Below are 25329 nucleotides of genomic sequence, written 5' to 3'. Positions count from 1 at the left end.
GAAAAGACGGCCCCGATCGGGGCCATGGGCTTCGGTGCCAGCAGGCACGGGTTTCAGTGCATGCGGCGCGGCGGACGGCCCGGTGCGGGCTCGTCCAGGGTCAGGGTGGGGGTGCTGGCATGGCCGGCAGCTTCGGCGGCCATGGCGGCTTCTTCCTCTTCGCTGGGCGGCAGGGCCCAGAAGAAGCGGTCGGGAACGACATTGCCCATGCCGGGGCGGAAACCGCCGTCCAGGGCCTGGTCCAGAAAGGACAGGGCCTCGCCGACGGCCGAGTGGATTTCGGCGCCGACCGAGAGCAGGGCGGCCAGGCCGGCCGAGAGCGTGTCGCCGGCGCCGACGAAGTTGACTTCGAAGCGCTCGAACTTCTCGCCCGTCACCGGGCCGGCCGGCGTGGCCAGCACATTGTCGACAAACTGATTGGGCAGCTGGATGCCGGTGACCAGCACATGGGCCGTGCCATGCTGGCCGGCGGCCACGGCCAGCTCGCGCGGTGAGGCCGGGCGATCGGCGTCCCAGTCGGGCAGCAGGAAGTCGCTCAAGGTCTTGTGGTTGCCGACCAGCACATGGGTCTGCGGCAGCACCAGCTCGCGGAAGGCATCCAGATAGCTGGCCTGCTGCTCTTCGTCGAGCCAGGACACATTGGGCAGGTAGGCGACCAGGGGCACGTCGGGGTAGTCCGACAGCACCTCGGCCACGGCGCTCACGCCCTCGGCGCTGCCCAGAAAGCCGACCTTCCAGGCGCTGATCTGCACATCTTCCAGAATCAGGCGGGCCTGCTCGGCGATGGTGTCGGGGTCCAGGGTGTGGTGCTCGAACACCTCGGCCGTGTCGCGCAGCACGATGGCGCTGACCACCGGCAGGCAGTGCGCGCCCATGGCGGCGATGGTTGCGATGTCGCCGGCCAGGCCACCGGCGCCACTGGCGTCGCTGGCATTGAAGCTCAAGACGCAGGCCGGGGCTTGCGGCTCCTGCTCGTCGGCGGGCGCCGTCGGATCGGCGGCGCTGGGGGTGTCGGTCTTGTGATTCATGGTGTGCGGCGCGGGTTCAGAGGACAGAAATTGCAAGCAAATGCAAATGGCGGGCCGCAGGCGGCGAGGGGCTGGACAAGCTCTTTCTTGGGTCTCAGGTCAGTCTTTGAGGACTTGGTCACGAATTCGTTAGCCTGCTTTCGTGACGGGCGGGACAAGGGGAATCCTGATGTTGCGTCCTTGCCGACGGGAGCGCTCCGGCGGCCCCAGTTGGCGTGGCTACAATCTTCGCATTGTAGATAGCAAACCTATACCCATCGTGAGCGAAGCTAGTACCTGGATGTGCCTGATCTGTGGTTGGATCTACGACGAAACCACAGGGGATCCCGAGCACGGTATTGCACCGGGTACGCTGTGGGCCGATGTCGATATGAACTGGACCTGCCCTGAGTGTGGCGCCCGCAAAGAAGACTTCGAAATGGTTCGCATCTGACGCTGCCTCAAGGCAGCGCATTCCCACCTGTTTGCTCGTGCCCGTGGCGCAGCCGCCCTGCGGGCATCGCTGTGAGGAGATAAGGCTTGAACGTACAAGTACCTGAAGGCTTTCAAGCTGCCGCAGCCGGCGCCGCGAAAGTGCTGGTCATCGACGACAGCAACACCATCCGGCGCAGCGCGGAGATCTTCCTCAAGCAAGGTGGGCACGAAGTCGTGCTGGCCGAGGATGGCTTCGATGCCTTGGCCAAGTTGAGCGACTACCAGCCGGATCTGGTGTTCTGCGACATCCTGATGCCACGCCTCGACGGCTACCAGACCTGCGCCATCATCAAGCGCAATCCGCAGTTCGCGGCGGTGCCCGTCATCATGCTGTCGTCCAAGGATGGTCTCTTCGACAAGGCGCGCGGGCGCATGGTCGGCTCTCAAGACTACCTGACCAAGCCTTTCACCAAAGATCAGTTGTTGCAGGCTGTGCTGTCCCATCGACGCGCGGCCTGAGCTTGTGTGGGTCTGACGGGCGCGGCCTGAAGGACCTGGACGTAGATGTAGTTACCGTTGTTGTTGCCGTTGTCCAAGCTTGTGTGTGCCGACAAGTCCGTCGGTTGAGTTGCCGAGGCGCAAAAGCTGCCGCCGCGGCGACGTGAGGATTCCAAATGCCGATACAAAAAATCCTGCTGGTCGATGATTCCAAGACCGAGTTGCATGTGCTCAGCGAGATGCTGGTCAAGCGCGGTTATCTGGTGCGCACCGCCGAGAACGGCGAAGAGGCGATGAAGCGCCTGGCCGAGGAAGTGCCCGACCTGATCCTGATGGACGTGGTCATGCCCGGCCAGAACGGCTTCCAGCTGACCCGCAGCATCACCCGCGACGAGCGCTTTGCTGCCGTGCCGGTGATCATGTGCACCAGCAAGAACCAGGAGACCGACAAGGTCTGGGGCATGCGCCAGGGCGCGCGTGACTATGTGGTCAAGCCGGTCAAGGCCGAGGAGTTGCTGGCCAAGATCAAGGCCCTGGGCTGAGCCCCGAGGGCGCTGACATGAGTAGCAACAACAAGCAAGCCCTGCGCGATCTGCAGACCCGCCTCGCGCAGCGCATGCAGGCGGCGCGCGATCAAGAGACCCAGGCGGCCAGCTGGCTGGCGGTCGAATGTGCAGGCGTCGGCCTGCTGCTCTCGCTGCGCCAGGCGGCCGAAATCTTCACGCCGGTGCCGATGCGGCCCTTGCCCTATGCCCAGCCCTGGCTGGCGGGCGTGGCCAATCTGCGCGGAGGCCTGTTCACCGTCGTCGATCTGGCGGTGTTCCTGGGCCTGCGTGAATCCGGTGCTCAGCGCAGTGAAGCGCGTCAGGATGTGGCTCAGGTTCGCCTGGTCTCGCTCAATGCCGAGCTCAATCTGAACTGCGCGCTCTTGGTGGATCGCCTGCTGGGCCTGCGCGGCGATGAGCAGCTGAGCCCCGATCCGGCGCAGGCCGAGGAGGGCGGGGCACGCCCGCGTTTCGCCGGACCGCGCCTGCTCGACGCTGAGGGACGCAGCTGGCAGGTGCTCGATCTTGAGGCACTGTCCAAGCACGACCAGTTCCTGCGAGTCGTGGTTTGATCTGATAAGCAAACAGCCCGCCTTGAGCTAGGCTCAAGAGTCAGCGGCACGGCCAACGCCGATCCATGTGGGATCGGCTTCCAAACGTATTCACGAGGGTGAGATGAGCTTCCTGGACAAGATCAAAAACCTGGGCAAGAACGAAACCGAAGGCCAGAACGAGCACGCGGCCGCGGACTCCGTGCCCTCCGGTGCGGTGCTGGTGTCCACGCAGTCGCACACCGGCCCAGGCCAGCTGTCGAACTCCTCCATCATCTCCGAGGCCCTGCCGACCGAGCAGCAAGGCGCCACGCAGTTCGATGAAACTGCGGTCGGCACCAGCACCTTTGCCACCACCAGCGCCGCCCTCGACGGCCCGCTGACCGAACAGCCGCAGCCGGCCAAGAGCGCCGAGAACCGCCGCCAGACCCTGCTGACCGCCCTGGTGGCGGCCGGCCTGCTGGGCACCGCGGTCACCGTCAGCCTGAGCCTGGTCGGCGGCAGCCGCAGCTCGGCCCAGGTGCGTGCGGCCGGTCAGGCCTTGATGCACTCGCAGCGCATGGCCAAATCGGTGTCCACCGCCCTGGTGGGCAATCAGGGCGCGTTTGCGGAACTGCGTGAGAGCGGCAGCGTGCTGGTCGGCGTGATCGGCAATTTGCGTACCGGTGACGGCCCGCTGGCCGCAGCCCCCGGCAGCGTGCAGCCGGTGCTGGATATCGTTCAGCCTCTGGTGGAGCGGGCTGAAAAGAACGCCCAGGTGGTGCAGGCGCAGGAAAAGGTGCTGACCGAGGTCGGCCAGGCCCTGCGCGCCATCAACCGCCAATCCAGTGATCTGCTGGAAAGCGCCGAGGCCGTGGCCTCGGAATCGCTGCAACGCAACGGTTCGGCCGCTGAAATCTCGGCCGCCGGTCAGCTGGTGATGCTGACCCAGCGGATCGGCAAGAGCGCCAACGAATTCCTGACGCAGGAAGGCGTGAGCCCCGAGGCCGTGTTCCTGCTGGGCAAGGACTTGAACTCCTTCAAGCTGATCGCCGAGGCCCTGCTGAACGGCAACTCGGAGCTGCGCCTGAGCAGCGCCAAGGACCCGCAGCTGCGCGAACGTCTGGTCGCCTTGCTCAAGCAGTACGAACAGACCCGCACCCAGGCTAAGGCCATTCTGGACAATCTGCAAGGCCTGGTGGCTTCGCGTGAAGCCCAGAAGAGCATCCTGGGCGACAGCGAGGCGCTGCGCAAGGGCCTGGAAGACCTGGCCCTCGAGTTGGAATCTGCCGGCGGCGTGAGCTGGTGGCTGGCCCTGTTGATGATTGCCTCGCTGGGCGCGCTGGTGGCAGGTTCGCTCGGCTTCCTGCGCCTCTACGTGGCGGATCAGAAGCAACGGGCCCTGCTGGCCGAAGCCCAAGAGAGCGAGGCGAAGGCGCAGGAGCGTGAAGCCAAGCGCGTCAACGACGCCAACCAGGCCGCAATTTTGCGTTTGATGAACGAGCTGCAATCGGTCGCTGAAGGTGACCTGACCCAGCAAGCGACCGTGACCGAGGACATCACCGGCGCCATCGCCGACTCGGTGAACTACACCGTGGAAGAGCTGCGCAATCTGGTCGGCCAGGTGCAGGCCACGGCCGCCCGGGTGACGGACACCACCGGCCAGGTTGACCAGACCTCGACCGATCTGCTGGCCGCCTCCAAGGAACAGCTGCACGAGATCCGTTCCACCGGTGAGGCCGTGCTGCAGATGGCCGAGCGCATCAACGAGGTGTCCAACGCCGCCCAGTCCACCGCTGAAGTGGCGCGTCAGTCGCGTCAAGCGGCCGAGTCGGGTCTGCAGGCCATGCAGAACAACATCAGCGGTATGAACGCCATCCGCGACCACATCCAGGAAACCTCCAAGCGCATCAAGCGTCTGGGCGAGTCCTCGCAGGAAATCGGCGAGATCACCGAGCTGATCTCCGACATTACCGAACAAACCAACGTGCTGGCGCTGAATGCGGCCATCCAGGCCGCCTCGGCCGGTGAAGCTGGTCGCGGCTTTTCGGTGGTGGCGGAAGAAGTGCAGCGCCTGGCGGAACGCTCGGGCGACGCCACCCGCCGGATTGCTGCCCTGGTCAAGACCATTCAGACCGACACGCACGACGCCGTGGCCGCCATGGAGCGCTCGACCCTCGGGGTGGTGCAGGGTACGCGTCTGTCCGACGCGGCCGGCAAGGCCCTGGAAGAGATCGACGCCGTGTCACGTCGCCTGGACGAATTGATCGCGCAGATTTCCAGCCAGGCGCTCAGCGAAGCGGCCTCGGCCAATGAAGTGGCTTCCAACATCCAGCACATTTTTGCCGTGACCGAACAGACCAGCGAAGGCACGCGCTCGACCGCACAGATGGTGCACGAGCTGTCCCGTTCGGCCGAGGCTTTGAAGCAATCGGTGGCTCGGTTCAAGGTCGCCTAAGAGGCGGAGCCCGGCATGGATCAGTTCCGCGAGTCCGAGTTCCCTCCCGACCTCAGCCCTTTGGCGTGGGTGCAGGAGGAGTTGCGCCGTTCCCTTGAATCGGTTCACAAGGCGCTGCGGCGCATGCTGCGCGATGGCGACAGCAAGTTCAGCGTGCTGGGCGCCGAGGTTCCCTCCAGCTCCAAGTCGCTGCAGGCGGCCGCCGCCGAGCTGCACCAGGTGGCGGGCGTGCTGTCCCTGGTCGGCCTGCCGGCCGGTGCCACCGTGCTGCGCGCCGCCGAGCAGGCGGTGCTGCGCCTGGCCGATCGCACCGATCTGGTCGATCCTTTCCGGGTCGAGACCATCGAGCGCGCCAATTTCGCCCTGCTCAGCTATATCGCCCGCCTGCTGGCCGGCAACAAGGCCTCGACCCTGAGCCTGTTCCCCGCCTACCGCGAGCTGCAGACCTTCAACGACGCCGAGCGCGTGCACCCGGCCGACCTCTGGCAGTACGAGTGGCGCTGGTGCGAGGTGCCGGCCGAGCCCGGCTGCGCGGCCCTGGCTCCCGAGCAGGGCCGCGCGCCCTTCGAAGCGGCCTTGCTCAAGCACATGCGCACGCCCAGCCCGGCCTTTGCCGGCCGCCTGAGCGATCTGTGCGCCGGTCTCGCTGCGGGCCTGATCGACACCCATGGGCGCACCCTCTGGCAGCTGGCCGCCGCTCAGTTCCAGGCGCAAGCCCTGGGCCTGCTCGACGGCGATGCCTTCGTCAAGCGCCTGGGCTCGCGCCTGCTGTCCCAGCTCAAGCTCGGTCGCCAGGTCGACCCGGCGGTGCAGGAGCGACTGGCGCAAGACCTCTTGTTTTTCTGTGCCCAGGCGCGCGATCCCGCCAGCGAACGCGCCGCGCCCCGCCTCAGCGCGGTGCGCCATGCCTTTGGCTTGAACGCCGATTTCCGCGGCGATTACGAAGACCAGACCTTGGGTCATATCGACCCGGCCTGGGTGGCGCAGGCGCGCCGTCGGGTCGGCGTGGCCAAGGACTCCTGGGGCAGCGCGGCCGAGGGCGACAGCCATCGCCTGGCCGGCCTGGACGAGCAGTTCGCGGCCGTGGCCGAGTCCTTGCAGCGCCTCTTCCCCAGTGGCGAGGTGCTGGGCCAGACCCTGCAGCGCGCGGTGGTTGCCACCCTGCGCTCGGGCCAGCCACCCAGCCCCGCGCTGGCCATGGAAGTGGCCACCAGCATGTTGTATGTCGAAGCGGCGCTGGATGACGCCGCCTTCGACCAGCCCGAACAGGCCGAGCGCGTGCGCGCCCTGGCCCAGCGCATCGACGCGGTCGCCCATGGTGACGCGCCGCAGCCGCTGGATGCCTGGATGGAGGACCTGTACCGCCGCGTCTCGGACCGCCAGACCCTGGGCAGCGTGGTGCATGAGCTGCGCGCCAGCCTGTCGGAAGTCGAGCGCCAGGCCGATGAGTATTTCCGCGACCCCAGCCAGCGCGCCAAGCTGATCCCCGTGCCGGCCCAGCTCTCCGCCATGCGCGGCGTGCTGACCGTGCTGGGCCTCGATCAGGCTGCGCAGGCCTGCGTGCGCATGCGCGATGAAGTCGATGAGCTGGCCAACACCGAGGTTGACACCGAGCGTGGGGGTCCGCGCGAGCTCTTCGAGCGCCTGGCCAACAATCTGGGTGCCCTGGGTTTCTTGATCGACATGCTCAGCGTCCAGCCTCAGCTGGCCAAGCGCATGTTTGTCTTTGACGAGGCCGCGGGTCGTCTGAACCCGGTCATGGGGCGGCGTGCCGATGCCAGCCCGCTGCCACCCATGGCAGTCTCGGCACCGGCGCCTTTCGATGGCCTGATCCAGCTGGATCTGGACAGCAGCCCCAAGGCCGCCCCGCCGACCCATCCTGCGCCGCTGGAAGCTGTCGGCGATCTGGGTCTGCCGGCCTTGCATCTCGATGGTGCCGATACGGTGGCCGCCGATGCGGTGGAGACTCCGGCCGCGGCAGCCGCTGTTGCCGCACCTACACCTGCACCTGCCGCCTTTGCGCAAGACCCGGAGATGCAGGAGATCTTCCTGGAAGAGGCCACCGAGGTCCTGGCCCATGCGCGCCAGGCGCTGGCCGCCTTGCACGACGATGGCAGCGACCGCGAGCAGCTGACCACGCTGCGCCGAGCCTTCCATACCCTCAAGGGCAGTTCGCGCATGGTGGGCTTCGATGCCTACGGCGAGGGTGCCTGGGCCTGCGAGCAGCTGTTCAACGCACGCCTGGCCGATGTCACGCCGCAGGCCGATGCGCCATTGCTGGCCTTCAGCGCCGAGGCTCTGGACTATCTGGGTCAGTGGTGCGAGCAGATCGCTGGCCGCCAGAGCGGCGCCTTCCTGCCCGACCCGCTGCGCCGCAGCGCCGACGCGCTGCGTCTGCAGGGCGAAGCTCTGGCCCTGGATTGGCCGGGCCGCCAGTTGCCGGAGGCCGAAATGCCGCCCGAGCCGGCGATCGAAGTTCCGGCCCAGGAGCTGTTCCTGCCGGTCGAAGATCTGCCGCCGCTCAGCGATGCGGCATTGGATGAACTGAACCCGGACGAGCGGTCTGTGCCGGGTGTCGAGAGCCCGCAAGCGCTGGAGGCGGTCGCGCCGGAACTGGACTTGCCAGAGCTGAACCTGCCCGAAGACGCGTCCTTGCCGGCCGTGAGCGTCAGCGAGGAGCTGCAAGCCTTGGCCGAGCTTGCCGGCTCGCTGGAGCCTGCGCCCGTCGAGCCGCCGCTGCCGGCGGTTTCGGTCGAGCCGCCGCTGCTGACCGAGGAGCCCGGGTTGGATCTGGAACTGGAGCTGGATCTGCCGCTGCTGGCAGAGCCTGCCGAGGCCGCCAAGGCCGAGGCGCCCGAGCTTCCGCTTCTGGAAGAAGCGTCTGATGCGGGCGCCGACACCGAGCTGTCGACCCAGTTGTCCACCCAGCTGATGCCGGAACTGCCCGAGTTGACCGATTGGGTGGCGACTGCGCCGCTGGACATGGGCGTCGCAGACGCCGCGTCAGCCGCGGTCGCGAGCGCAGCCCCTGAGCCCGATGCTGCGCAACCGCCCGTGCTGACCGAGTTGCTCGATCTGGCGCAGGCGGATGAAGCCGAGCCCGCTACCGCCACCGAGTTGATGGACATGGCGCCGCGCGAGGCAGACGCGAGTGCGCCCGCGCAGGACGTTCACGCGCTGCCCGAAGGTGGCAGTTTTGAGACCCTGGCGCTGGATCAGCCCTTTGTGCTGGACCTGCCGCAGGATGCGCCAGTGGCCGAAGCCGCACCGCCGGCGGCCGACTTCGAACTGCCCGAGTTCGAGCTCGATCTGGAGCTCGGCGAGCTGGTGGAAACCGCAGCGGAAATGAACGCCGAGGCCGATGCGCCGGCGCCGGAGACCGCTGCTGAAACCGACCTGGAAGCCGGCGTGGATGCCGACGCGGCAGCCGAGCTGACGCTGAATCTCTACGGTGTCAGCGATGGTGCCCTCGACGAGGCATTGAGCCTGGCCGCGGCGCCCGACGAAACACCGCAGGGTGAGGAGTCCACCGTCGAGCAGGTGCTCGAGGTGGCTGCAGACCCGGTAGACGAGGTTCAGGTTCTTGAGTCACCCGCTGACGCTGCCCACGCCCTGGAGGCCGCGGACGCGGCCGGTGCATCTTCGCCCGACGCCATCGAAGCCGCCGAGTTGCCGCTGGCGCCCGTGATTTCCCTGGTGCCTCACCTCAGCCTGGTCAGCTCGCAAGAGCGTCCGCAGGCCGAGTCGGCCGCTGCGGCGCAGGCCTCGGCCGAAGCAGACGAGGGTGGGCAGGGGCAAGACGTGGGCAGCGATGAGAGCGCCGATGAGGGCGCCGATGAGGGCGTCAAGGTCATTGGCCCGCTGCGCATCAGCATCACGCTGTTCAACATCTTCCTGAACGAGGCCGACGAACTTTCGCGCCGCCTGGCCACCACCCTGGCCGAGTGGGCCATGGAGTTGACTCCGCCGGTGCCACCGCAGTGTGAGTCGCTGGCCCATGCCCTGGCCGGCAACTCCGCCACGGTGGGTTATGAGGACCTGTCGACCCTGGCCCGTGCCCTGGAGCATGCGCTGGGCCGGGCCCAGCGTGCACAGCGCTTCAGCGAGGCCGAAGGCCAGCTCTTCGAGCGTGCGGCCGAGGACATTCGCCAGTTGCTGCATCAGTTCGCGGCCGGTTTCTTGCGCAGCGTGGATTCCTCGCTGGTCGAGCGCCTGCATGCGTACGAGCCCGAGGTGGACAGCAGCCATCTGGGCAGCTTCGATGAGCTGGACGATCTGGGCGAGCCCGAAGGCCCGACCCCGACTGTGGCCGACGACACCCTGGACCTGCATCTGCCGGCCTTCCAGGCGGCCGCGCCTGCACCGGTCGAGCCCACGCCCACGGCCGATCAGGACGAGGTGGAGCCGGGCTTGCCCGACGAGATCGACCCCGTCTTGCTGCCCATCTTCGAAGAAGAAGCCCGCGAGCTGCTGCCGCAGCTGCATGCCGCCTTGCGCGACTGGCTGGCCCGTCCGCAAGACCGCAGTGCAGCCGACGCCTGCATGCGCGCCCTGCACACCTTCAAGGGTGGCGCCCGCCTGACCGGCGCGATGCGCCTGGGCGAGCAGGCCCACGAGCTGGAGTCGGCCGTCGAGGCGGCGCTGGCCATGGACCCGCCGGACAGCGCCACCTTGCAGGCCTTGCAGGATGGTGGCGATGCGCTGGAAGCCGGTCTAGACCGTTTGCTGGCCCGCGAGCAAGTGCCCGATCTCGATCCCTTCACCGCCACCGAGGTGGTGGAGGTGCAAGCGACAGCGGCCGCGCCCGCCGCCGAGGTGGACATCGACTTGCCCGATGCGAGCGAGACGCCCACTCCGGACCTGGAAGTCGAACCTCTTGCGGCGGAGAGCGAAGCCTCGCTTGAACCCCTGCCGGAACCGGTCCCCGAGCCGGTGGCGCCGCGCCGCATCGACTGGTCGCGTTTCAGCGAGCGCCAGGCCAGCCCGGACGACATCACCATCGAGCTGCCGGGCGCGGGCCCGCAGGCCATGGTGCGCGTGCGCGGAAGCCTGCTGGAGCGCATGACGGCCCAGGCCGGCGAGGTCAGCATCCGGCGTGCGCGCCTGGAGTCCGAGCTGGCGCAGATGAAGGGCTCGCTGCTCGATCTGGACGACAACTTGTCTCGCCTGCGCACCCAGTTGCGCGAGCTGGAGCTGCAGGCCGAAGCCCAGATGGGCACGCAGCAGGAACTGCATCAAAAGGCCGGCCGCGATTTCGACCCGCTGGAGTTCGACCGCTACACCCGCTTCCAGGAGCTGACCAAGATGCTGACCGAATCGGTCGGCGACGTGGCCACCGTGCAGCGCGCCTTGCAGCGCAATGTGCAGCTGGGTGAAGACGAGCTGGCGGCGCAATCGCGGCTGACGCGTGAGTTGCAGGACGATTTGCTGCGCACGCGACTGGTCGAGTTCGACAGCCTGGGTGAGCGCATGCACCGCGTGGTGCGCCAGGCCTCGCGCGATGCCGGCCGGCAAGCCCAGCTGGAGATCATCGGCGGCCAGACCGAGCTGGACCGCAGCGTGCTGGAGCGCATGGCGGGGCCGTTTGAGCATCTGCTGCGCAACAGCATCAGCCACGGCATCGAGGCGCCCGAGCAGCGCCAGGCCCTGGGCAAGCCCGCGCAAGGCACGGTGCGCCTCGAGCTGCGCCAGGAGGGCAATGAAATCCTGCTCAGCTTCAGCGATGACGGTGCCGGCCTGGACCTGAAACGCATCCGCGAACGTGGCGAGCAAATGGGCCTGATCCAGGCCGGCGAGTCGCTCACTGATGCGGCGCTGATGCAGTTGATCTTCACCTCCGGTTTCTCCACGGCCACCCAGGTGACCGAGCTGAGTGGCCGCGGTGTGGGCATGGATGTGGTGCGAGCCGAAGTCAGCACCCTGGGTGGTTCGATCACGACCGAATCAACCCCGGGCCAGGGCACGCGCTTTGCGCTGCGCCTGCCGCTGACCACGGCGCTGACCCAGGTCGTGCTGCTGCGCAGTGGCGACCAGGTGGTGGCGGTGCCCGCCAGCTTGATGGATTCTCTGCAACGCGTGCCTCAGGATCAGGTCGAGGCTGCCTACGCCAACGGCACACTGAACCATGGCGGTGAGACCCTGCCGTTCTACTGGCTGGGCGGCCTGCTGGGCCAGCCGGGCCGGGGCCATGGTCAGGGCCGTTACCTGCCGGTGGTGCTGATGCGCAGCGCGCAGCAGCGCCTGGCCCTGCACGTGGATGAAGTGCTGGGCAACCAGGAAGTGGTGGTCAAGAACATCGGCGCACAGCTGAGCCGCGTACCGGGCCTGGCAGGTGTGAGCCTGCTGGCTTCGGGTGATGTGGCGCTGATCTACAACCCGGTGGCCCTGGCGGCCTGGTACGGTGAGCAAGCACAGCAGCGCCTGGTTGAGGCCCGCGAGGCCGCCGAGCTGGCCGAAGCGACCGGCATGGTGCCGCTGCAAGCGGTGGCCGAGCCGGCCGAGGATCTGCCGCCGCTGGTGCTGGTGGTTGACGATTCGCTGACCGTGCGTCGCGTCACCCAGCGCCTGCTGGAGCGCGAAGGCTACCGCGTGCAGCTGGCCAAGGATGGCCTCGATGCGATGGAGGCCTTGGGTGGCGACGAGTTGCCGGCCCTGGTGCTGTCCGACATCGAGATGCCGCGCATGGACGGTTTCGACCTGCTGCGCAACATCCGTGGCGATGCCCGCCTGCGTGCGCTGCCGGTGGTGATGATCACCTCGCGGATCGCGCAGAAGCACCGCGACTATGCCGAGCAGCTGGGCGCCGATCATTACCTGGGCAAGCCCTATGACGAAGCGCACTTGCTGGAGCTGATTGCTCGCTACACTGCGGCGCAAGCGCACAGCAAGACAGAGGCAGCGGCCTTGCTGCCTTGAAGGGGCGGCAGGCGAGGGTGGCCTGGCAGGCAGCCCTCGTCTTCTGCTGCTGCTGCGACCGCAGCTTGCAAGCCGAATTTTGGGCCGGCGTTCACCGGCCCTCCGGCCCCGATTCGGGGCCATTCTTTTTTGACCGTAGCCTTCATGTCTGAAGTCGTTGATCATCTCGCCGAGTTGACCGGGTTCCGCGATCGCGATGTCATGGACGTCACCCTGGTGTCGGCCCTGCGCGATTTGCTGGAACCGAGCTCGGTGGCGATCTACCGCTGCATCGGCGAGGCCGGTCATGAACGCTGGCTGACGCGCGCCCGGCTGTGCGCCGACGACGTCGTGGCCACTGCCGACCCGCTCTGGATGGAGCCCGAACGTCTGCCGCTTGCGCAAGACTTCCCCGAGCGCCTGGAATGCATGCGCAGCCGCACTGTGCTGCAGTGGCAGCTGGCGCCTGCGCTGGAGGCTGTTGAAGCGGAAGGGGCCGCCAACCCGGCCCCCGGGCTGTGGATCAACCTCTTCCCCATCGCCACCGAGCGTGAGGTGGTGGGCGTGGTGGAGGTCCATTCCTTGAGCCGCCTCAAGAGCAAGTCGCAGCGCATGGTCAGCAGCGTGCTGCGGATTTATCACAATTTCCAGGGCCTGCTGGACTACAGCGAACGCGACACCTTGACGGGCTTGCTCAACCGCAAGACCTTCGAGGAGAGCTTTCTCAAGGCCCTGGGCGAGCTGGCGGCCAACGTCTCCTCGGGCGTGATGTCGCATGACGAAGGCGAGGGCGAGCGGCGTCATGAGCACGGCCAGCCGCAGTACTTCCTCGGCGTGATCGACATCGACCATTTCAAATCGGTCAACGACCGCTTCGGTCACTTGATCGGGGACGAGGTCCTGCTGCTGCTGTCGCGTTTGATGCGCAGCAGCTTCCGCTTTCACGACCTGCTCTACCGCTTCGGTGGCGAAGAGTTCGTGGTGCTGATGCGCTGCGATGTGGGGCTGGACGCAGCCCAGGCCTTCGAGCGCCTGCGTCACAACACCGAGCACTACGCCTTCCCACAGGTGGGGCGGATCACGGTCAGCATCGGCTTCACCCAGGTCCGCGTTGGCGACTCGCCCGCGGCGGCCTTCGAGCGCGCCGACAAGGCCGTCTATCACGCCAAGGACAACGGTCGCAACCAGGTGCACAACCATGCTGATCTGGTCTCTGCCGGCCAGATGCAGGAAGTGACCCAGCTCAGCGATATGGAGCTGTTCTGAGCTAAGGAGCCGACTTCGGCCCGGCTCGGCAACCGGGTTCTTTTTTCCAGCCGTCACAGACCGTCACAGAGCACACACCGAGCGTGCACTGACCTGGCGGGCCCCCTTCGACACAATGAATTCATCGCAGCAAGACAGCAAGCCCTGAGGCCTCTGCCCCCGACTTGCCGCGAGTGTTGAAACCCTGTGATGCGGCCCGCCTCGGCGGCCGCGAAGGAAAGGAACCCACCATGACCAAGAACAAGAACTCCAAGATCGCCCTGGCTTCCATCTCGGCTTTGGCCCTCGCACTGGGCGCGGCCAGCGGCGCCGCACGTGCCGCATCGTCCGGTGATTCGGGCTTCTACCTCAGTGGTGACCTGGGTCAGTCCCGCAACAACCTGAGCAGCCCCACCAGCCCGGCGGTCGCCACCGACAAGCGCGGCACCATCTACGGCATCAGCGGTGGCTACCAGTTCAACAAGCACTTCGCCACCGAGCTGAGCGTGCAACGCCTGGGCACCCACGGCATCGGCAGCACCGAAAGCAAGACCACGGCTTACTCCCTGGACGCCATCGGCCGCTTGCCCGTGAGCGACAAGTTCGCCGTCTACGGCCGTCTGGGTGCCAGCCATCTCGACCGCAAGTTCAGCGGCATCGACGGCCAGAACGCTCATGGCGTCGGCTTCAAGCTCGGCCTGGGTGCCGAGTACGCCTTGGACAAGAACTGGTCCCTGCGCACCGAACTGACCCGCTACAACAAGGCGCCGGTTGCCAGCACCTACGGTGAGCACATGAACACCTGGACCGCAGGCGTGAAGTACCGCTTCTGATCAAGCTTGGCAGGGCCTTCGCCGCGAATCGAGGCCCTGCATGAGGACACGCCCCGTGCGCAAGCTTTGCCGCGGGGCGTGCTTGCTTTGTGGTGTCGCTACGCCGATTTGTGCGGATAGCGCGCCCCTGTGATCGGGGGGTGTTCGCATCCCCTGCATTGCCGTTAAGGTATGGCCTAGGGTTTTCACTGGTATTTCACCGTTGAAGGGCAGGCATTCATGGCATTGAGCGAGGCTTGGGGTCCCATGGCGAGCGGGCGGCTGTTGTTGCGAGCCCCCGTGGCGAGTGATCTGGAGGCTCTGCATCGCATCCAGTCCGACCCGCTGACGCAGCGGACACGGCCGCAGCCCACCTCACGTGAGGCCAGCTTGGAGTTGCTGCAGTCCTGGCAGCTGCACTGGCAGCGCTGGGGTTATGGTTGCTGGGCCATGAGTCTCGGCGGTGATGAGGGCAAGGATCTGCTGGGCTTTGGCGGCCTGATGTGGCAGGCGGTCGATGGCCGGCAAAGCTTGTGCCTGAAGCTCTGGCTTCATCCGCAGTCCTGGGGCTTGGGCTATGCCACCGAGGTCGGTGAACTGGCCTTGCAGCAGGCTTTTCAGGAACTGCACGCACCTTCGGTTTTGGCCCTGGTTCGCCCCACCGATCTGCCCACCCGCCGCACCCTGGAGCGGCTGGGCATGCGCTTGAAAGGCGCTTTGGCCGATGTGCCCAAGCAGGCCCCCAGCCTGTTGTTTGAAACCACGCCGGCGCATCGGGCTCATTTGGCGCAGAGCCGGCGTCAAGCGGCGGCTCTGGCCGAGCAAGCGCTAAGCCCAGAATCCTCGTTCGGCGCTTACAGCGCCTGAAGCTCATGCGGCGGCCGTGTTCGGCCGCCCTGGTGCAACCGGCAGGCTCAAGCCAGCACCGGAAATCGCCTCAGCCCCTGCAGATCGAGCACCCGCAGGCCGCCGTACTCGATGCGGATCAGGCCATGGCCCGCCAAGGTGTGCAGGGCCAGGTTGACGCGTTGGCGGGACAGGCCGACCAAGTAGCCCAGCTCTTGCTGGGTGATACGCAACAGGCTGCCCACGCCGGGGTAGAGCTGGGGGTGGAAGAGGGCGGCGAGGTTGCGGGCGACGCGCAGCTCGGGGTCGGTGATGCGGTCGATCTCGCGCGCGGCGATGAATTGGCCCAGGCGTTCGTTCAGCTGGTTGAGCATGAAGCGGTTGAAGGGGATGCTGCCCTCCAGCAGCTCATGAAACGCCTCAATCGGCAGGCCGGCCACCACGCTGCGCCGCAGGGCCTGGATGTTGTAGCGGTAGCTTTCGCGCTTGAGCAGGGTGCCCTCGCCAAACCAGCCGCCCGGCGGCACGCCGGTGAAGGTGATGGCTTGTCCGCTGGAGTCGTCATTGCTCATCTTGAGCAGGCCATCGACCACGCCGAACCAGAAGGTCGCCGGCCGGCCGATGCGGCAAACGCGCTCGCCGACATCGGCCTCGGCCACTTGCAGCTGCTGCACGGCGCGCTCGCGCTGCGCCTCGTCCAAGAGATCCAGCCAGGGGATGGCGGCCAGCTCGGCCGCCGTGGCCGGGCGGGCGCGCTGGCGCAAAGGGATGCTGGGGCTGGATGGTGGATGAGGCACGCCGCTCTCGGAACGGGGCCCTGACGCTGAATTCATACGGCAGTGTCCACCGCCCAAGATGACGCAGCGCTTACAGGCCACCCCCGGGAAAGTACCGGCGGGGGAGTCCCTTGAATTGTCGTTACAACGACAACACAGCGTCAAAGTGACGACCTACCATGCAGGCAACAGATGTCGGCAGCACCGCTTCTTGCGGGTCTTGCATGCACGACACAGGAGACAACACGTGGATGCGACATTTCCTCGCCTCTTGCTGGCCCATGCCGCCGAGCGCCCCGATGCGCCGGCTCTGCGTGAAAAGGAATACGGGATCTGGCAGACCCTGAGCTGGTCGCAGCTGGCCGTGCTGGTGCGCGAGCTGGCCCATGGGCTGGCGCTCGCCGGCCTGCAGCGGGGCCAGCATCTGATCGTGGTGGGGGAGAACCGGCCGCGCCTGTCGGCAGCCATGCTGGCAGCCCAGTCGCTGGGGGCGATCCCCGTGCCGCTGTACCAGGATGCGGTGGCGGCCGAGTTTGTCTTCCCGATCAACAACGCCGAGGTCGCCTTTGCCGTGGTCGAGGACCAGGAGCAGGTGGACAAGATGCTGGAGCTGCGCGAGCACTGCCCGCAACTGCGCCACATCTGGTTTGACGACCCGCGCGGCCTGCGCAGCTACCAGGAGATGGGCCTGCGCTCGCTCGACGAGCTCTGCGAGCGCGGCCGTCACGATGCCCTGGCTCGCCCCGGCTTTTTTGCCGCCGAGGTCGCGCAAGGGCTGAGCCACGATGTCGCGGCCATGTTCTTCACCTCGGGCACCACGGGCAACCCCAAGGGCGTGGTCCACACCCATGCCAGCCTGATCGACCGCGCCCAGGCCGGCGCGCGTTTCGACCGCCTCAGCCATGAGGAAGAGGTGCTCGCCTACCTGCCACCGGCCTGGATCGGCCAGAACATCTTCAGCTATGCCCAGTGGCTGGCTTGCGGCTATGTGGTCAATTGCCCCGAATCGACCAGCACGGTCAGCATCGATCTCAAGGAGATTGGCCCGAGCTACTACTTCGCGCCGCCGCGGGTGTTCGAGGGCCTGCTGACCAGCGTGATGATCCGCATGGAAGACGCATCAAGACCCAAGCGCTGGCTGTTCGCCCGCTGCATGGCCCTGGCGCGGCGGGTCGGCCCAGCGCTGATGGATGGCCGCCCGGTCGGCCTGCTGGACCAGCTGAAATACCAGTTAGGCGATCTGCTGATCTACGGGCCTTTGCGCAACAGCCTGGGCCTCTCGCGGGTGCGCGTGGCCTACACCGCGGGCGAGGCCATCGGCCCCGATCTGTTCAGCTTCTACCGCAGCATCGGCATCAATTTGAAGCAGCTCTACGGCTCGACCGAGACCGCCGTCTTTGTCTGCCTGCAGCCCGATCACGAGGCCCGCGCCGACACCGTGGGTGTGCCCATCGAAGGGGTCGAGATCAAGCTGGCCGAGAGCGGCGAGATCCTGGTCAAGTCGCCGGGCCTGCTCAAGGGCTACTACAAGAACGAGGCGGCCACGGCCGAGGTGCTGACGCCCGAGGGCTGGTTCCACACCGGCGACGCCGGCTTCATCGATGCCCATGGCCATCTGAAGATCATCGACCGCGCCAAGGACGTGGGGCGGCTGCGGGGCGGGGCCTTTGATGGCGCCATGTTTGCGCCCAAGTATGTGGAGAACAAGCTCAAGTTCTTTGCCCACATCAAGGAGGCGGTGGCCTTTGGCGACGGCCGCGACCGCGTCTGCGCCTTCATCAACATCGACTTCGACGCCGTGGGCAACTGGGCCGAGCGCCGCAACCTGCCCTATGCCGGCTACACCGATCTGGCGCAAAAGCCCGAGGTGTACGAGCTGATCCGCGACTGCGTGCAACAGGTCAATGCCGACCTGGCCCAGGATGCGCTGCTGGCCGGCAGCCAGATCAGCCGCTACCTGATCCTGCACAAGGAGCTCGATGCCGACGACGGCGAGCTGACTCGCACCCGCAAGGTGCGGCGTGGCGCCATTGCCGAGAAGTACGCGGTGCTGATCGAGGCACTGTATGCCGGCCGCAGTTCGCAGTACATCGAAACCGCCGTCAAGTTCGAGGACGGACGCAGCGGCAAGGTGGCCGCCGATCTGCGCATCAATGATGCCCAGACCTTCGCGGCCGTGAAGAGCGCCGCCTGATGATGATGAGCAGCAGCAGCCCGATGGACCCAAACGACATCAGCATTCCCGGCGACAACACCGCGGTCAAGAAGATCGGTGATGTCATCCTTGAGGTGCGCAATATCTCGTTGAGCTTTGGCGGCGTGAAGGCGCTGACCGACATCAGCTTCGATGTGCGCGAGCATGAGATCCGCTCCATCATCGGCCCCAACGGTGCGGGCAAGAGCTCCATGCTCAACTGCATCAATGGGGTCTATCAGCCGCAGCAGGGGCAGATCAGCTTTCGCGGCAAGACTTTCAAGCACATGAGCTCGCGCCAGGTGGCCGAGATGGGCGTAGCCCGCACCTTCCAGAACCTGGCCCTGTTCAAGGGCATGAGCGTGCTGGACAACATCATGACCGGGCGCAGCCTGCACATGCGCTGCAATCTGCTCCAGCAGGCCCTGCGCTGGGGCGCGGCGGAGCGTGAGGAGATCGCGCAGCGCGAGAAGGTCGAGCGCATCATCGATTTCCTTGAGATCCAGGCCTACCGCAAGACCCCGGTCGGCCGCTTGCCTTACGGCCTGCAAAAGCGCGTGGACCTGGGCCGTGCCCTGGCCATGGAGCCGCAGGTGCTGCTGCTGGACGAGCCCATGGCCGGCATGAATGTGGAGGAGAAGCAGGACATGTGCCGCTTCATCCTCGACGTCAACGCCGAGTTCGGCACCACCATCGTGCTGATCGAGCACGACATGGGCGTGGTCATGGACATCAGCGACCGTGTCGTGGTGCTCGACTACGGCAAGAAGATCGGCGATGGCGCGCCCGCCGAGGTGCGCCAGAACGAAGACGTGATCCGCGCCTATTTGGGCACCTCGCATTGAGATGGAGTCGTGATGGGATTCGTCATTGAAACAATATTCGGCGGCCTGATGACAGGCATGCTGTATTCGCTGATCGCACTGGGCTTTGTGCTGATCTACAAGGCCTCGGGCGTGTTCAATTTCGCGCAGGGCGCCATGGTGCTGTTCGCGGCCCTGGCGATGGCGCGCTTTGCCGAGTGGATTCCGCTCTGGACCGGCATCAGCAGCCCGCTGCTGGCCAATCTGCTGGCTTTTGTCGCGGCCTTTGCGGTGATGGTGGTGGTGGCCTGGGGCGTGGAGCGCCTGGCCTTGCGGCATCTGGTCAACCAGGAAGGCATCACCTTGCTGATGGCCACGCTAGGCATCACCTATTTCCTTGAAGGCCTGGGTCAGATGGTCTTCGGCTCGGACATCTACAAGATCGATGTCGGCATGCCCAAGGACCCGATCTTCCTGTTCGAGAAGAGTTTTGAAGGCGGGGTGCTGATCAACAAGGAAGACCTCTACGCCGCCCTGATCGCCGCGGCCATGGTGGCCTTGCTGGCCTTGTTCTTCCAGAAGACGGCCACCGGCCGCGCCCTGCGCGCCGTGGCAGACGACCACCAGGCCGCCCAGTCCATCGGCATCCCCCTGTCCACCATCTGGGTCATCGTCTGGAGCGTGGCCGGCTTTGTGGCCTTGGTGGCCGGCATCATCTGGGGCAGCAAACTGGGTGTGCAGTTCTCGCTCTCGCTGGTGGCGTTGAAGGCGCTGCCGGTGGTGATCCTGGGCGGGCTGACCTCGGTGCCCGGCGCCATCATCGGCGGCCTGCTGATCGGCGTGGGCGAGAAGGTCTCCGAGGTCTACCTCGGCCCGGCCCTGGGCGGCGGCATCGAAATCTGGTTCGCCTATGTGCTGGCACTGCTCTTCCTGCTGGTTCGGCCTCAGGGTTTGTTCGGCGAAAAGATCATTGATCGGGTGTGAGTGGGTGGGTGAGTAAGTGAACAGGTGAACAGGTGAACAGGTGATGGCGGACGGGGTTCACCCGTTCGCTTGTTCACCGGCTCACTGATTTGCCAGCAACAGAGCGTCCAAACGACATGATTTACCGCGAAAACGGCCAATTCAAAACCAGCTACCGCGCCGACAGCGCCATCCTGGCGATCCGTCAGGACCGCTGGGCCATGGCGGCGCTGCTGGCCCTGGCTTTTGTCGGCCTGCCCCTGCTGGGCAATGAGTACCTGTTCCGGGCCATCCTGATCCCGTTTCTGATCCTGTCGCTGGCGGCACTGGGCCTCAATGTGCTGGTCGGTTACTGCGGCCAGATCTCGCTGGGCACGGGCGCCTTCATGGCGGTGGGCGCGTACGCGGCCTACAACTTCCAGGTCCGCATCGAGGGCATGCCGCTGATCCTCTCGCTGCTTCTGGGCGGGGTGTGCTCCACGGTGGTGGGCGTGCTGTTCGGCATTCCCTCGCTGCGCATCAAGGGCCTGTATCTGGCGGTGGCCACGCTGGCGGCGCAGTTCTTCTGCGACTGGGCCTTTCTGCGCATCAAATGGTTCACCAACAATTCCTCGTCGGGCAATGTCTCGGTGTCGGATCTCAGCGTCTTCGGCCTGGCCATTGAGTCGCCGGTGCAGAAATACCTGTTCTGCCTGAGTTTTGTCTGCGTGTTCGCCCTGCTGACCAAGAACCTGGTGCGCGGCGCCGTCGGCCGTGAATGGATGGCCATGCGCGATATGGATGTGGCGGCGGCCGTCATCGGCATACGCCCGGTCTACGCCAAGCTCAGCGCCTTTGCCGTCAGCAGTTTCATCGTTGGCGTGGCCGGTGCGCTCTGGGGCTTTGTGCATCTGGGTTCCTGGGAGCCGGCGGCCTTTTCCATCGACCGCAGCTTCCAGCTGCTCTTCATGGTCATCCTCGGCGGCCTGGGTTCCATCATGGGCAGCTTCTTTGGCGCGGCCTTCATCATCTTTCTGCCGCTGCTGCTGAACCAGATTCCGCACTGGCTGGGCCTGCCCATGAGCACCGAGACGGCTTCGCATCTGGAGCTGATGGTGTTCGGTGCCCTGATCGTGTTCTTCCTGATCAAGGAGCCCCATGGTCTGGCCCGGCTCTGGTCCACGGCCAAGGAGAAGCTGCGGCTCTGGCCTTTCCCGCACTGACCTTGTCCACACTGTTTTTTCGCGCCTGCTGTTTGTTCAACCCATAACGCACCGCTTGAGTGCGCATCGACTGGAGACACGCATGAAACTGAAGCCATCCCTCGTTCTGGCCCTGGCCGCAGCTGCATCGGGCCTGTTCGGCCCGGCTCAGGCGGCGCCCGAAGCCAAGGAGCAGTTCTTCCCCCTGCTGGTCTACCGCACCGGGCCCTATGCCCCCAACGGCACGCCCTGGGCCAATGGCAAGCAGGACTATCTGAAGATGATCAACGCCCGCGACGGCGGTGTGAACGGCGTCAAGCTGACGTATGAAGAATGCGAAACCGGCTACGCCACCGACAAGGGTGTCGAGTGCTACGAGCGCCTGAAAGGCAAGGGCGCCACACTCTTCGACCCGCAGGCCACGGGCATCACCTTTGCGCTGACCGACAAGGTCATCAAGGACAAGATCCCCCTGATCACCCTGGGCTATGGCCTGGCCGCCTCACAGGATGGCAATGTCTTCAAGTGGAACTTCCCGCTGATGGGCAGCTACTGGACGGCGGCCGACATGCTGATCCAGCACCTGGCCAAGAAAGAGGGCGGCTTCGACAAGCTCAAGGGCAAGAAGATCGCCCTGGTCTATCACGACTCGCCCTTCGGCAAGGAGCCCATCCCCCTGCTGGATGAACGCCAGAAGATGCATGGCTTTGACCTGCTGAAGATCCCAGTCACGGCGCCAGGTGTCGAGCAGAAGTCCGCGTGGCTGCAGGTGCGCCAGCAACGACCCGACTATGTGCTGCTCTGGGGCTGGGGCGTGATGAATTCCACCGCGCTCAAGGAGGCCCAGGCCACCGGCTACCCGCGCGAGAAGATGTACGGCGTCTGGTGGGCCGGCGCCGAGCCTGACGTCAAGGACGTGGGTGAGGGCGCCAAGGGCTACAACGCGCTGGCGCTGAATACCTCGGGCCAGAGCCCCAAGGTCATCCAGGACATCCTCAAGCATGTGCATGACAAGGGCCAGGGCAGTGGGCCCAAGGATGAGGTCGGTTCGGTGCTCTACACCCGCGGCGTGATCATCCAGGCCTTGGGTATTGAGGCGGTGCGGCGCGCCCAGGAGCGCTTTGGCAAAGGCAAGGTCATGACGGGCGAGCAGGTTCGCTGGGGCCTGGAGAACCTGGCCCTGGATCAGAAAAAGCTCGACGCCTTGGGCCTGGGTGGCGTGCTGCGCCCGCTGTCCACCTCCTGCGCCGACCACATGGGTTCCACCTGGGCCCGCGTGCATACCTGGGATGGCGCCAAGTGGAACTTCAGCTCCGACTGGATGCAGGCGGATGAGCAGATCTTGAAGCCCATGGTCAAGCAGGCGGCCGACAAGTACGCGGCCGAGAAGAAGCTGGAGCGCCGCACGCCGGCGGACTGCCAGTCGTGACGGAGTGAGGTGAACGGGTAAGTCGTTGAGTGAACGGGTGAACAAGTGAACAGGTGAGTCAGAACGCCGTCGCTTCACCCGCCCCCCCCTTCACCCGTTCACCCGCTCCCCCCTTCATCCGTTCACCCGTTCACCCGTTCACTCCCACCCACCCACCATGTCCACCCCATTCCTCAACGTCAACGGCATCGAGGTCATCTACAACCACGTGATCCTGGTGCTCAAGGGCGTGTCCTTGCAGGTTCAGGAAGGCCGCATCGTGGCCTTGCTCGGTGGCAATGGCGCGGGCAAGACCACCACGCTGCGGGCGGTGTCCAACCTGCTGGCCGGCGAGCGCGGCGAGGTCAGCAAGGGCAGCATCGAGCTGCGCGGCGAGCGCATCGAAAAGCTCTCCACCGCCGAGATGGTCAACCGCGGTGTGGTGCAGGTGATGGAGGGGCGCCACTGCTTTGCCCACCTGAGCATCGAGGACAACCTGATGACCGGCGCTTACACCCGGCGCGACGGCCGCGCCGCCGTGGCCGAGACGCTGGAGAAGGTCTACAACTACTTCCCCCGCCTCAAGACCCGGCGCAGCTCGCAGGCCGCCTACACCTCGGGCGGCGAGCAGCAGATGTGCGCCATCGGCCGCGCCTTGATGGCCAACCCGCGCATGGTGCTGCTGGACGAGCCCTCCATGGGCCTGGCGCCGCAAATCGTCGAAGAGGTCTTCGAGATCGTCAAAGACCTCAACAGCAAGGAAGGCGTGACCTTTTTGCTGGCCGAGCAGAACACCAATATGGCGCTGCGTTATGCCGACTACGGCTACATCCTGGAGAGTGGCCGCGTGGTCATGGATGGTGCGGCCCAGGCGCTGCGCGAGAACGAGGACGTCAAGGAGTTCTACCTCGGCACCGGTGGCGGTGATCGCAAGAGCTTCAAGGATGTCAAGAGCTACAAGCGCCGCAAGCGCTGGCTGGCCTGATCCGATATGGCCACGCCCATCTCCCTTTCCGACAGAAAGCCGGCCATGAACGAAGACGCCTTCTTCGCCCTCCCGCCCTTCAGGCCCGAGGAGGCCTTGCTCACCCTCAAGCGCAATCTGCGCGACCTGCGTGCGCTGGAGGCGCGCGGTGACAGCTTCTGGCTGCAGGGCCAGCCGGTGCTGGAGCTGAGTGCGCAGGACGTCCAACTGCTGGCCCGCCTGGTCAAACGCCCGGCGCGCAGCCCCGAGTGGGAGACGCGGCATTGCAAGAACGCGGCCGAGGTGCGCAGCCTGCTGGACGAGGTCAAGCGCCGCCTGAACCGCTGGACGGACGAAACACCATGAGCGCCGCGGCCCCCTCGGACGCTTTCTTCGACGCGCTGGAAACCCGCGACCCCGCCGATCGCGAAGCCCAGCTCTTTGCCGCCCTGCGTCTGCAGCTCAGCCATGCCAAGGCGCACACCGCCGCCTATGCCGATCTGCTGGCCGGCGTGGAGCCGGCCGAGGTGGGCGACCGCGCGGCCCTGGCCCGCCTGCCCGTGATCCGCAAGTCCGAGCTGGCCGCGCGCCAGCTGGCTTTGCGCGAAGGGCAGGGCTCGGCAATCGACGGAGCCCATGAGCCCCACGAAGCCTTGGGCGGCTTCTCGGCCATTGGCTGGCGAGGCTGCCTGCGCAGCGCCGGTGCCGGCCGCGTGTTTCAGTCCCCGGGTGGCTTGTACGAGCCTGAGGGCCGCGCGCCCGATTATTGGCGCGTCGCCCGTGCCCTGTTCGCCGCCGGCCTGCGCGCGGGCGACCTGGTGCACAACAGCTTCAGCTACCACCTGACCCCCGCTGGTGCCATGATGGAGGGCGGCGCCCATGCCCTGGGCTGCACGGTCTTTCCCGGCGGCGTCGGCAACACCGAGCTGCAGATGCAGGCCATGCGCGATCTGCGGCCGCAGGCCTATGTCGGCACGCCCAGTTTCTTGAAGATCCTGCTCGACAAGGCGGCCGAGAGCGGCTTGCGCCTCGATTCCCTGCAGCGCGCCTTGCTCAGCGGCGAGGCCTTCCCGAACAGCCTGCGCGACTGGCTGGCCGAGCGCGGCGTGGCCGGCTACCAGTGCTATGCCACGGCCGACCTGGGCCTGGTCGCTTACGAGACCGCAGCGCGCGAAGGCCTGGTGCTGGCCGAAGGCATCATCGTCGAGATCGTCCGCCCGGGTGGCAGCGAGCCGGTGGCCGAGGGCGAGGTCGGCGAGCTGGTCGTCACCACGCTCAATCCCGACTACCCGCTGATCCGCTTTGGCACCGGCGATCTCTCGGCCATCCTGCCCGGGACCTGCCCGACCGGACGCAGCAACCAGCGCATCCGCGGCTGGCTGGGCCGGGCCGATCAGTCGGCCAAGGTGCGCGGCATGTTCATCCATGCCTCGCAGCTGGCCGAGTTGCAGCGCCGCTTTCCCCAGGCCAGCCGGGCGCGCCTGGTGGTCGAGGGTGAGATGGCGCAGGACCGCCTGACCTTGAAGCTGGAGTTGCCCGAGGCCGTGCCGCGCGAGGGCCTGAGCGAGCAGCTGGCCGCTGCCCTGCGCGACATCACCAAGCTGCGCGCCGAGGTGGAGCTGCTGCCGCCGGGCAGCTTGCCCAATGATGGGCGCGTGATCGAAGACGCACGAAAACTCGATTGACCTTCTCGCTTGGCGGATTACGTAGTTCCCGCTGTCTCCAGCGCTGGCCTGCCGCCTAGGATCACAGTCCTCCCACTCGCCATTC

Annotated in this window: 19 protein-coding genes; 17 read left to right on the top strand and 2 right to left on the bottom strand. The window is 66.2% G+C overall.

Annotated elements, in window-relative coordinates; translation table 11 throughout:
* Positions 1-53: 53 nt before the first annotated feature.
* Positions 54-1028, bottom strand: a complete 975-nt coding sequence (thiD, locus tag C1O66_RS10290; protein WP_102767796.1) for a bifunctional hydroxymethylpyrimidine kinase/phosphomethylpyrimidine kinase — start codon at positions 1026-1028, stop codon at positions 54-56.
* A gap of 280 nt (positions 1029-1308) precedes the next feature.
* On the opposite strand from thiD, the gene C1O66_RS10285 reads away from it, so the two are divergent.
* From C1O66_RS10285 to C1O66_RS10245, 9 genes are all read left to right on the top strand, one after another.
* A complete protein-coding gene (locus C1O66_RS10285) occupies positions 1309-1461 on the top strand; it encodes a rubredoxin (protein WP_102767795.1) in 153 nt (50 codons plus the stop codon).
* Between the two features lie 86 nt (positions 1462-1547).
* Entirely contained in the window at positions 1548-1961 is a 414-nt protein-coding gene (locus C1O66_RS10280; protein WP_102767794.1) for a response regulator, read from the top strand.
* Between the two features lie 155 nt (positions 1962-2116).
* Positions 2117-2482 (top strand): response regulator, encoded by a 366-nt coding sequence (locus C1O66_RS10275; protein ID WP_102767793.1) that lies wholly within the window; start codon positions 2117-2119, stop codon positions 2480-2482.
* Between the two features lie 17 nt (positions 2483-2499).
* The gene (locus C1O66_RS10270; protein ID WP_102767792.1) at positions 2500-3057 is read left to right on the top strand and encodes a chemotaxis protein CheW; all 558 of its coding nucleotides are present in this window, start codon (positions 2500-2502) and stop codon (positions 3055-3057) included.
* Positions 3058-3160: 103 nt separating this feature from the next.
* Positions 3161-5473 (top strand): methyl-accepting chemotaxis protein, encoded by a 2313-nt coding sequence (locus C1O66_RS10265; protein ID WP_102767791.1) that lies wholly within the window; start codon positions 3161-3163, stop codon positions 5471-5473.
* 15 nt (positions 5474-5488) lie between these two features.
* Positions 5489-12388: a hybrid sensor histidine kinase/response regulator gene (locus tag C1O66_RS10260; RefSeq protein WP_102767790.1), complete on the top strand. Its 6900-nt coding sequence runs from the start codon at positions 5489-5491 to the stop codon at positions 12386-12388.
* A 144-nt stretch (positions 12389-12532) separates the two neighbouring features.
* Positions 12533-13633, top strand: coding sequence for a GGDEF domain-containing protein (locus tag C1O66_RS10255; protein ID WP_102767789.1), 1101 nt, complete (start codon positions 12533-12535; stop codon positions 13631-13633).
* Positions 13634-13863: 230 nt separating this feature from the next.
* Complete coding sequence (locus C1O66_RS10250; RefSeq protein WP_133155160.1) at positions 13864-14445, top strand: porin family protein; 582 nt, start codon at positions 13864-13866, stop codon at positions 14443-14445.
* Between the two features lie 219 nt (positions 14446-14664).
* Positions 14665-15291, top strand: coding sequence for a GNAT family N-acetyltransferase (locus tag C1O66_RS10245; RefSeq protein WP_102767787.1), 627 nt, complete (start codon positions 14665-14667; stop codon positions 15289-15291).
* A gap of 47 nt (positions 15292-15338) precedes the next feature.
* Here C1O66_RS10245 and C1O66_RS10240 read toward each other — a convergent pair whose 3' ends face one another.
* The gene (locus C1O66_RS10240; protein WP_243392765.1) at positions 15339-16067 is read right to left on the bottom strand and encodes a Crp/Fnr family transcriptional regulator; all 729 of its coding nucleotides are present in this window, start codon (positions 16065-16067) and stop codon (positions 15339-15341) included.
* A 226-nt stretch (positions 16068-16293) separates the two neighbouring features.
* On the opposite strand from C1O66_RS10240, the gene C1O66_RS10235 reads away from it, so the two are divergent.
* From C1O66_RS10235 to C1O66_RS10200, 8 genes are all read left to right on the top strand, one after another.
* Positions 16294-18240 (top strand): AMP-dependent synthetase/ligase, encoded by a 1947-nt coding sequence (locus C1O66_RS10235; RefSeq protein WP_102767785.1) that lies wholly within the window; start codon positions 16294-16296, stop codon positions 18238-18240.
* Positions 18241-18263: 23 nt separating this feature from the next.
* Entirely contained in the window at positions 18264-19085 is an 822-nt protein-coding gene (locus tag C1O66_RS10230) for an ABC transporter ATP-binding protein (RefSeq protein ID WP_102769586.1), read from the top strand.
* A 12-nt stretch (positions 19086-19097) separates the two neighbouring features.
* Positions 19098-20027: a branched-chain amino acid ABC transporter permease gene (locus tag C1O66_RS10225; RefSeq protein WP_102767784.1), complete on the top strand. Its 930-nt coding sequence runs from the start codon at positions 19098-19100 to the stop codon at positions 20025-20027.
* Positions 20028-20143: 116 nt separating this feature from the next.
* Positions 20144-21208: a branched-chain amino acid ABC transporter permease gene (locus C1O66_RS10220; protein WP_102767783.1), complete on the top strand. Its 1065-nt coding sequence runs from the start codon at positions 20144-20146 to the stop codon at positions 21206-21208.
* Positions 21209-21290: 82 nt separating this feature from the next.
* Complete coding sequence (locus C1O66_RS10215) at positions 21291-22616, top strand: ABC transporter substrate-binding protein (protein WP_102767782.1); 1326 nt, start codon at positions 21291-21293, stop codon at positions 22614-22616.
* Positions 22617-22773: 157 nt separating this feature from the next.
* Entirely contained in the window at positions 22774-23580 is an 807-nt protein-coding gene (locus tag C1O66_RS10210) for an ABC transporter ATP-binding protein (RefSeq protein ID WP_102767781.1), read from the top strand.
* A gap of 45 nt (positions 23581-23625) precedes the next feature.
* The gene (locus tag C1O66_RS10205) at positions 23626-23925 is read left to right on the top strand and encodes a hypothetical protein (RefSeq protein WP_102767780.1); all 300 of its coding nucleotides are present in this window, start codon (positions 23626-23628) and stop codon (positions 23923-23925) included.
* On the top strand, positions 23922-25244 hold the full coding sequence (locus C1O66_RS10200) for a phenylacetate--CoA ligase family protein (RefSeq protein WP_102767779.1): 1323 nt from the start codon (positions 23922-23924) through the stop codon (positions 25242-25244). The genes C1O66_RS10205 and C1O66_RS10200 overlap by 4 nt, the downstream gene beginning before the upstream one ends.
* The last annotated feature ends 85 nt before the right edge of the window (positions 25245-25329 follow it).

This window comes from Paucibacter aquatile, from assembly GCF_002885975.1.
Classification (GTDB): domain Bacteria; phylum Pseudomonadota; class Gammaproteobacteria; order Burkholderiales; family Burkholderiaceae_C; genus Paucibacter_A; species Paucibacter_A aquatilis.
Note: the sequence above shows the minus strand (reverse complement) of the source record. Positions and strands in the feature narration are given on the sequence as shown.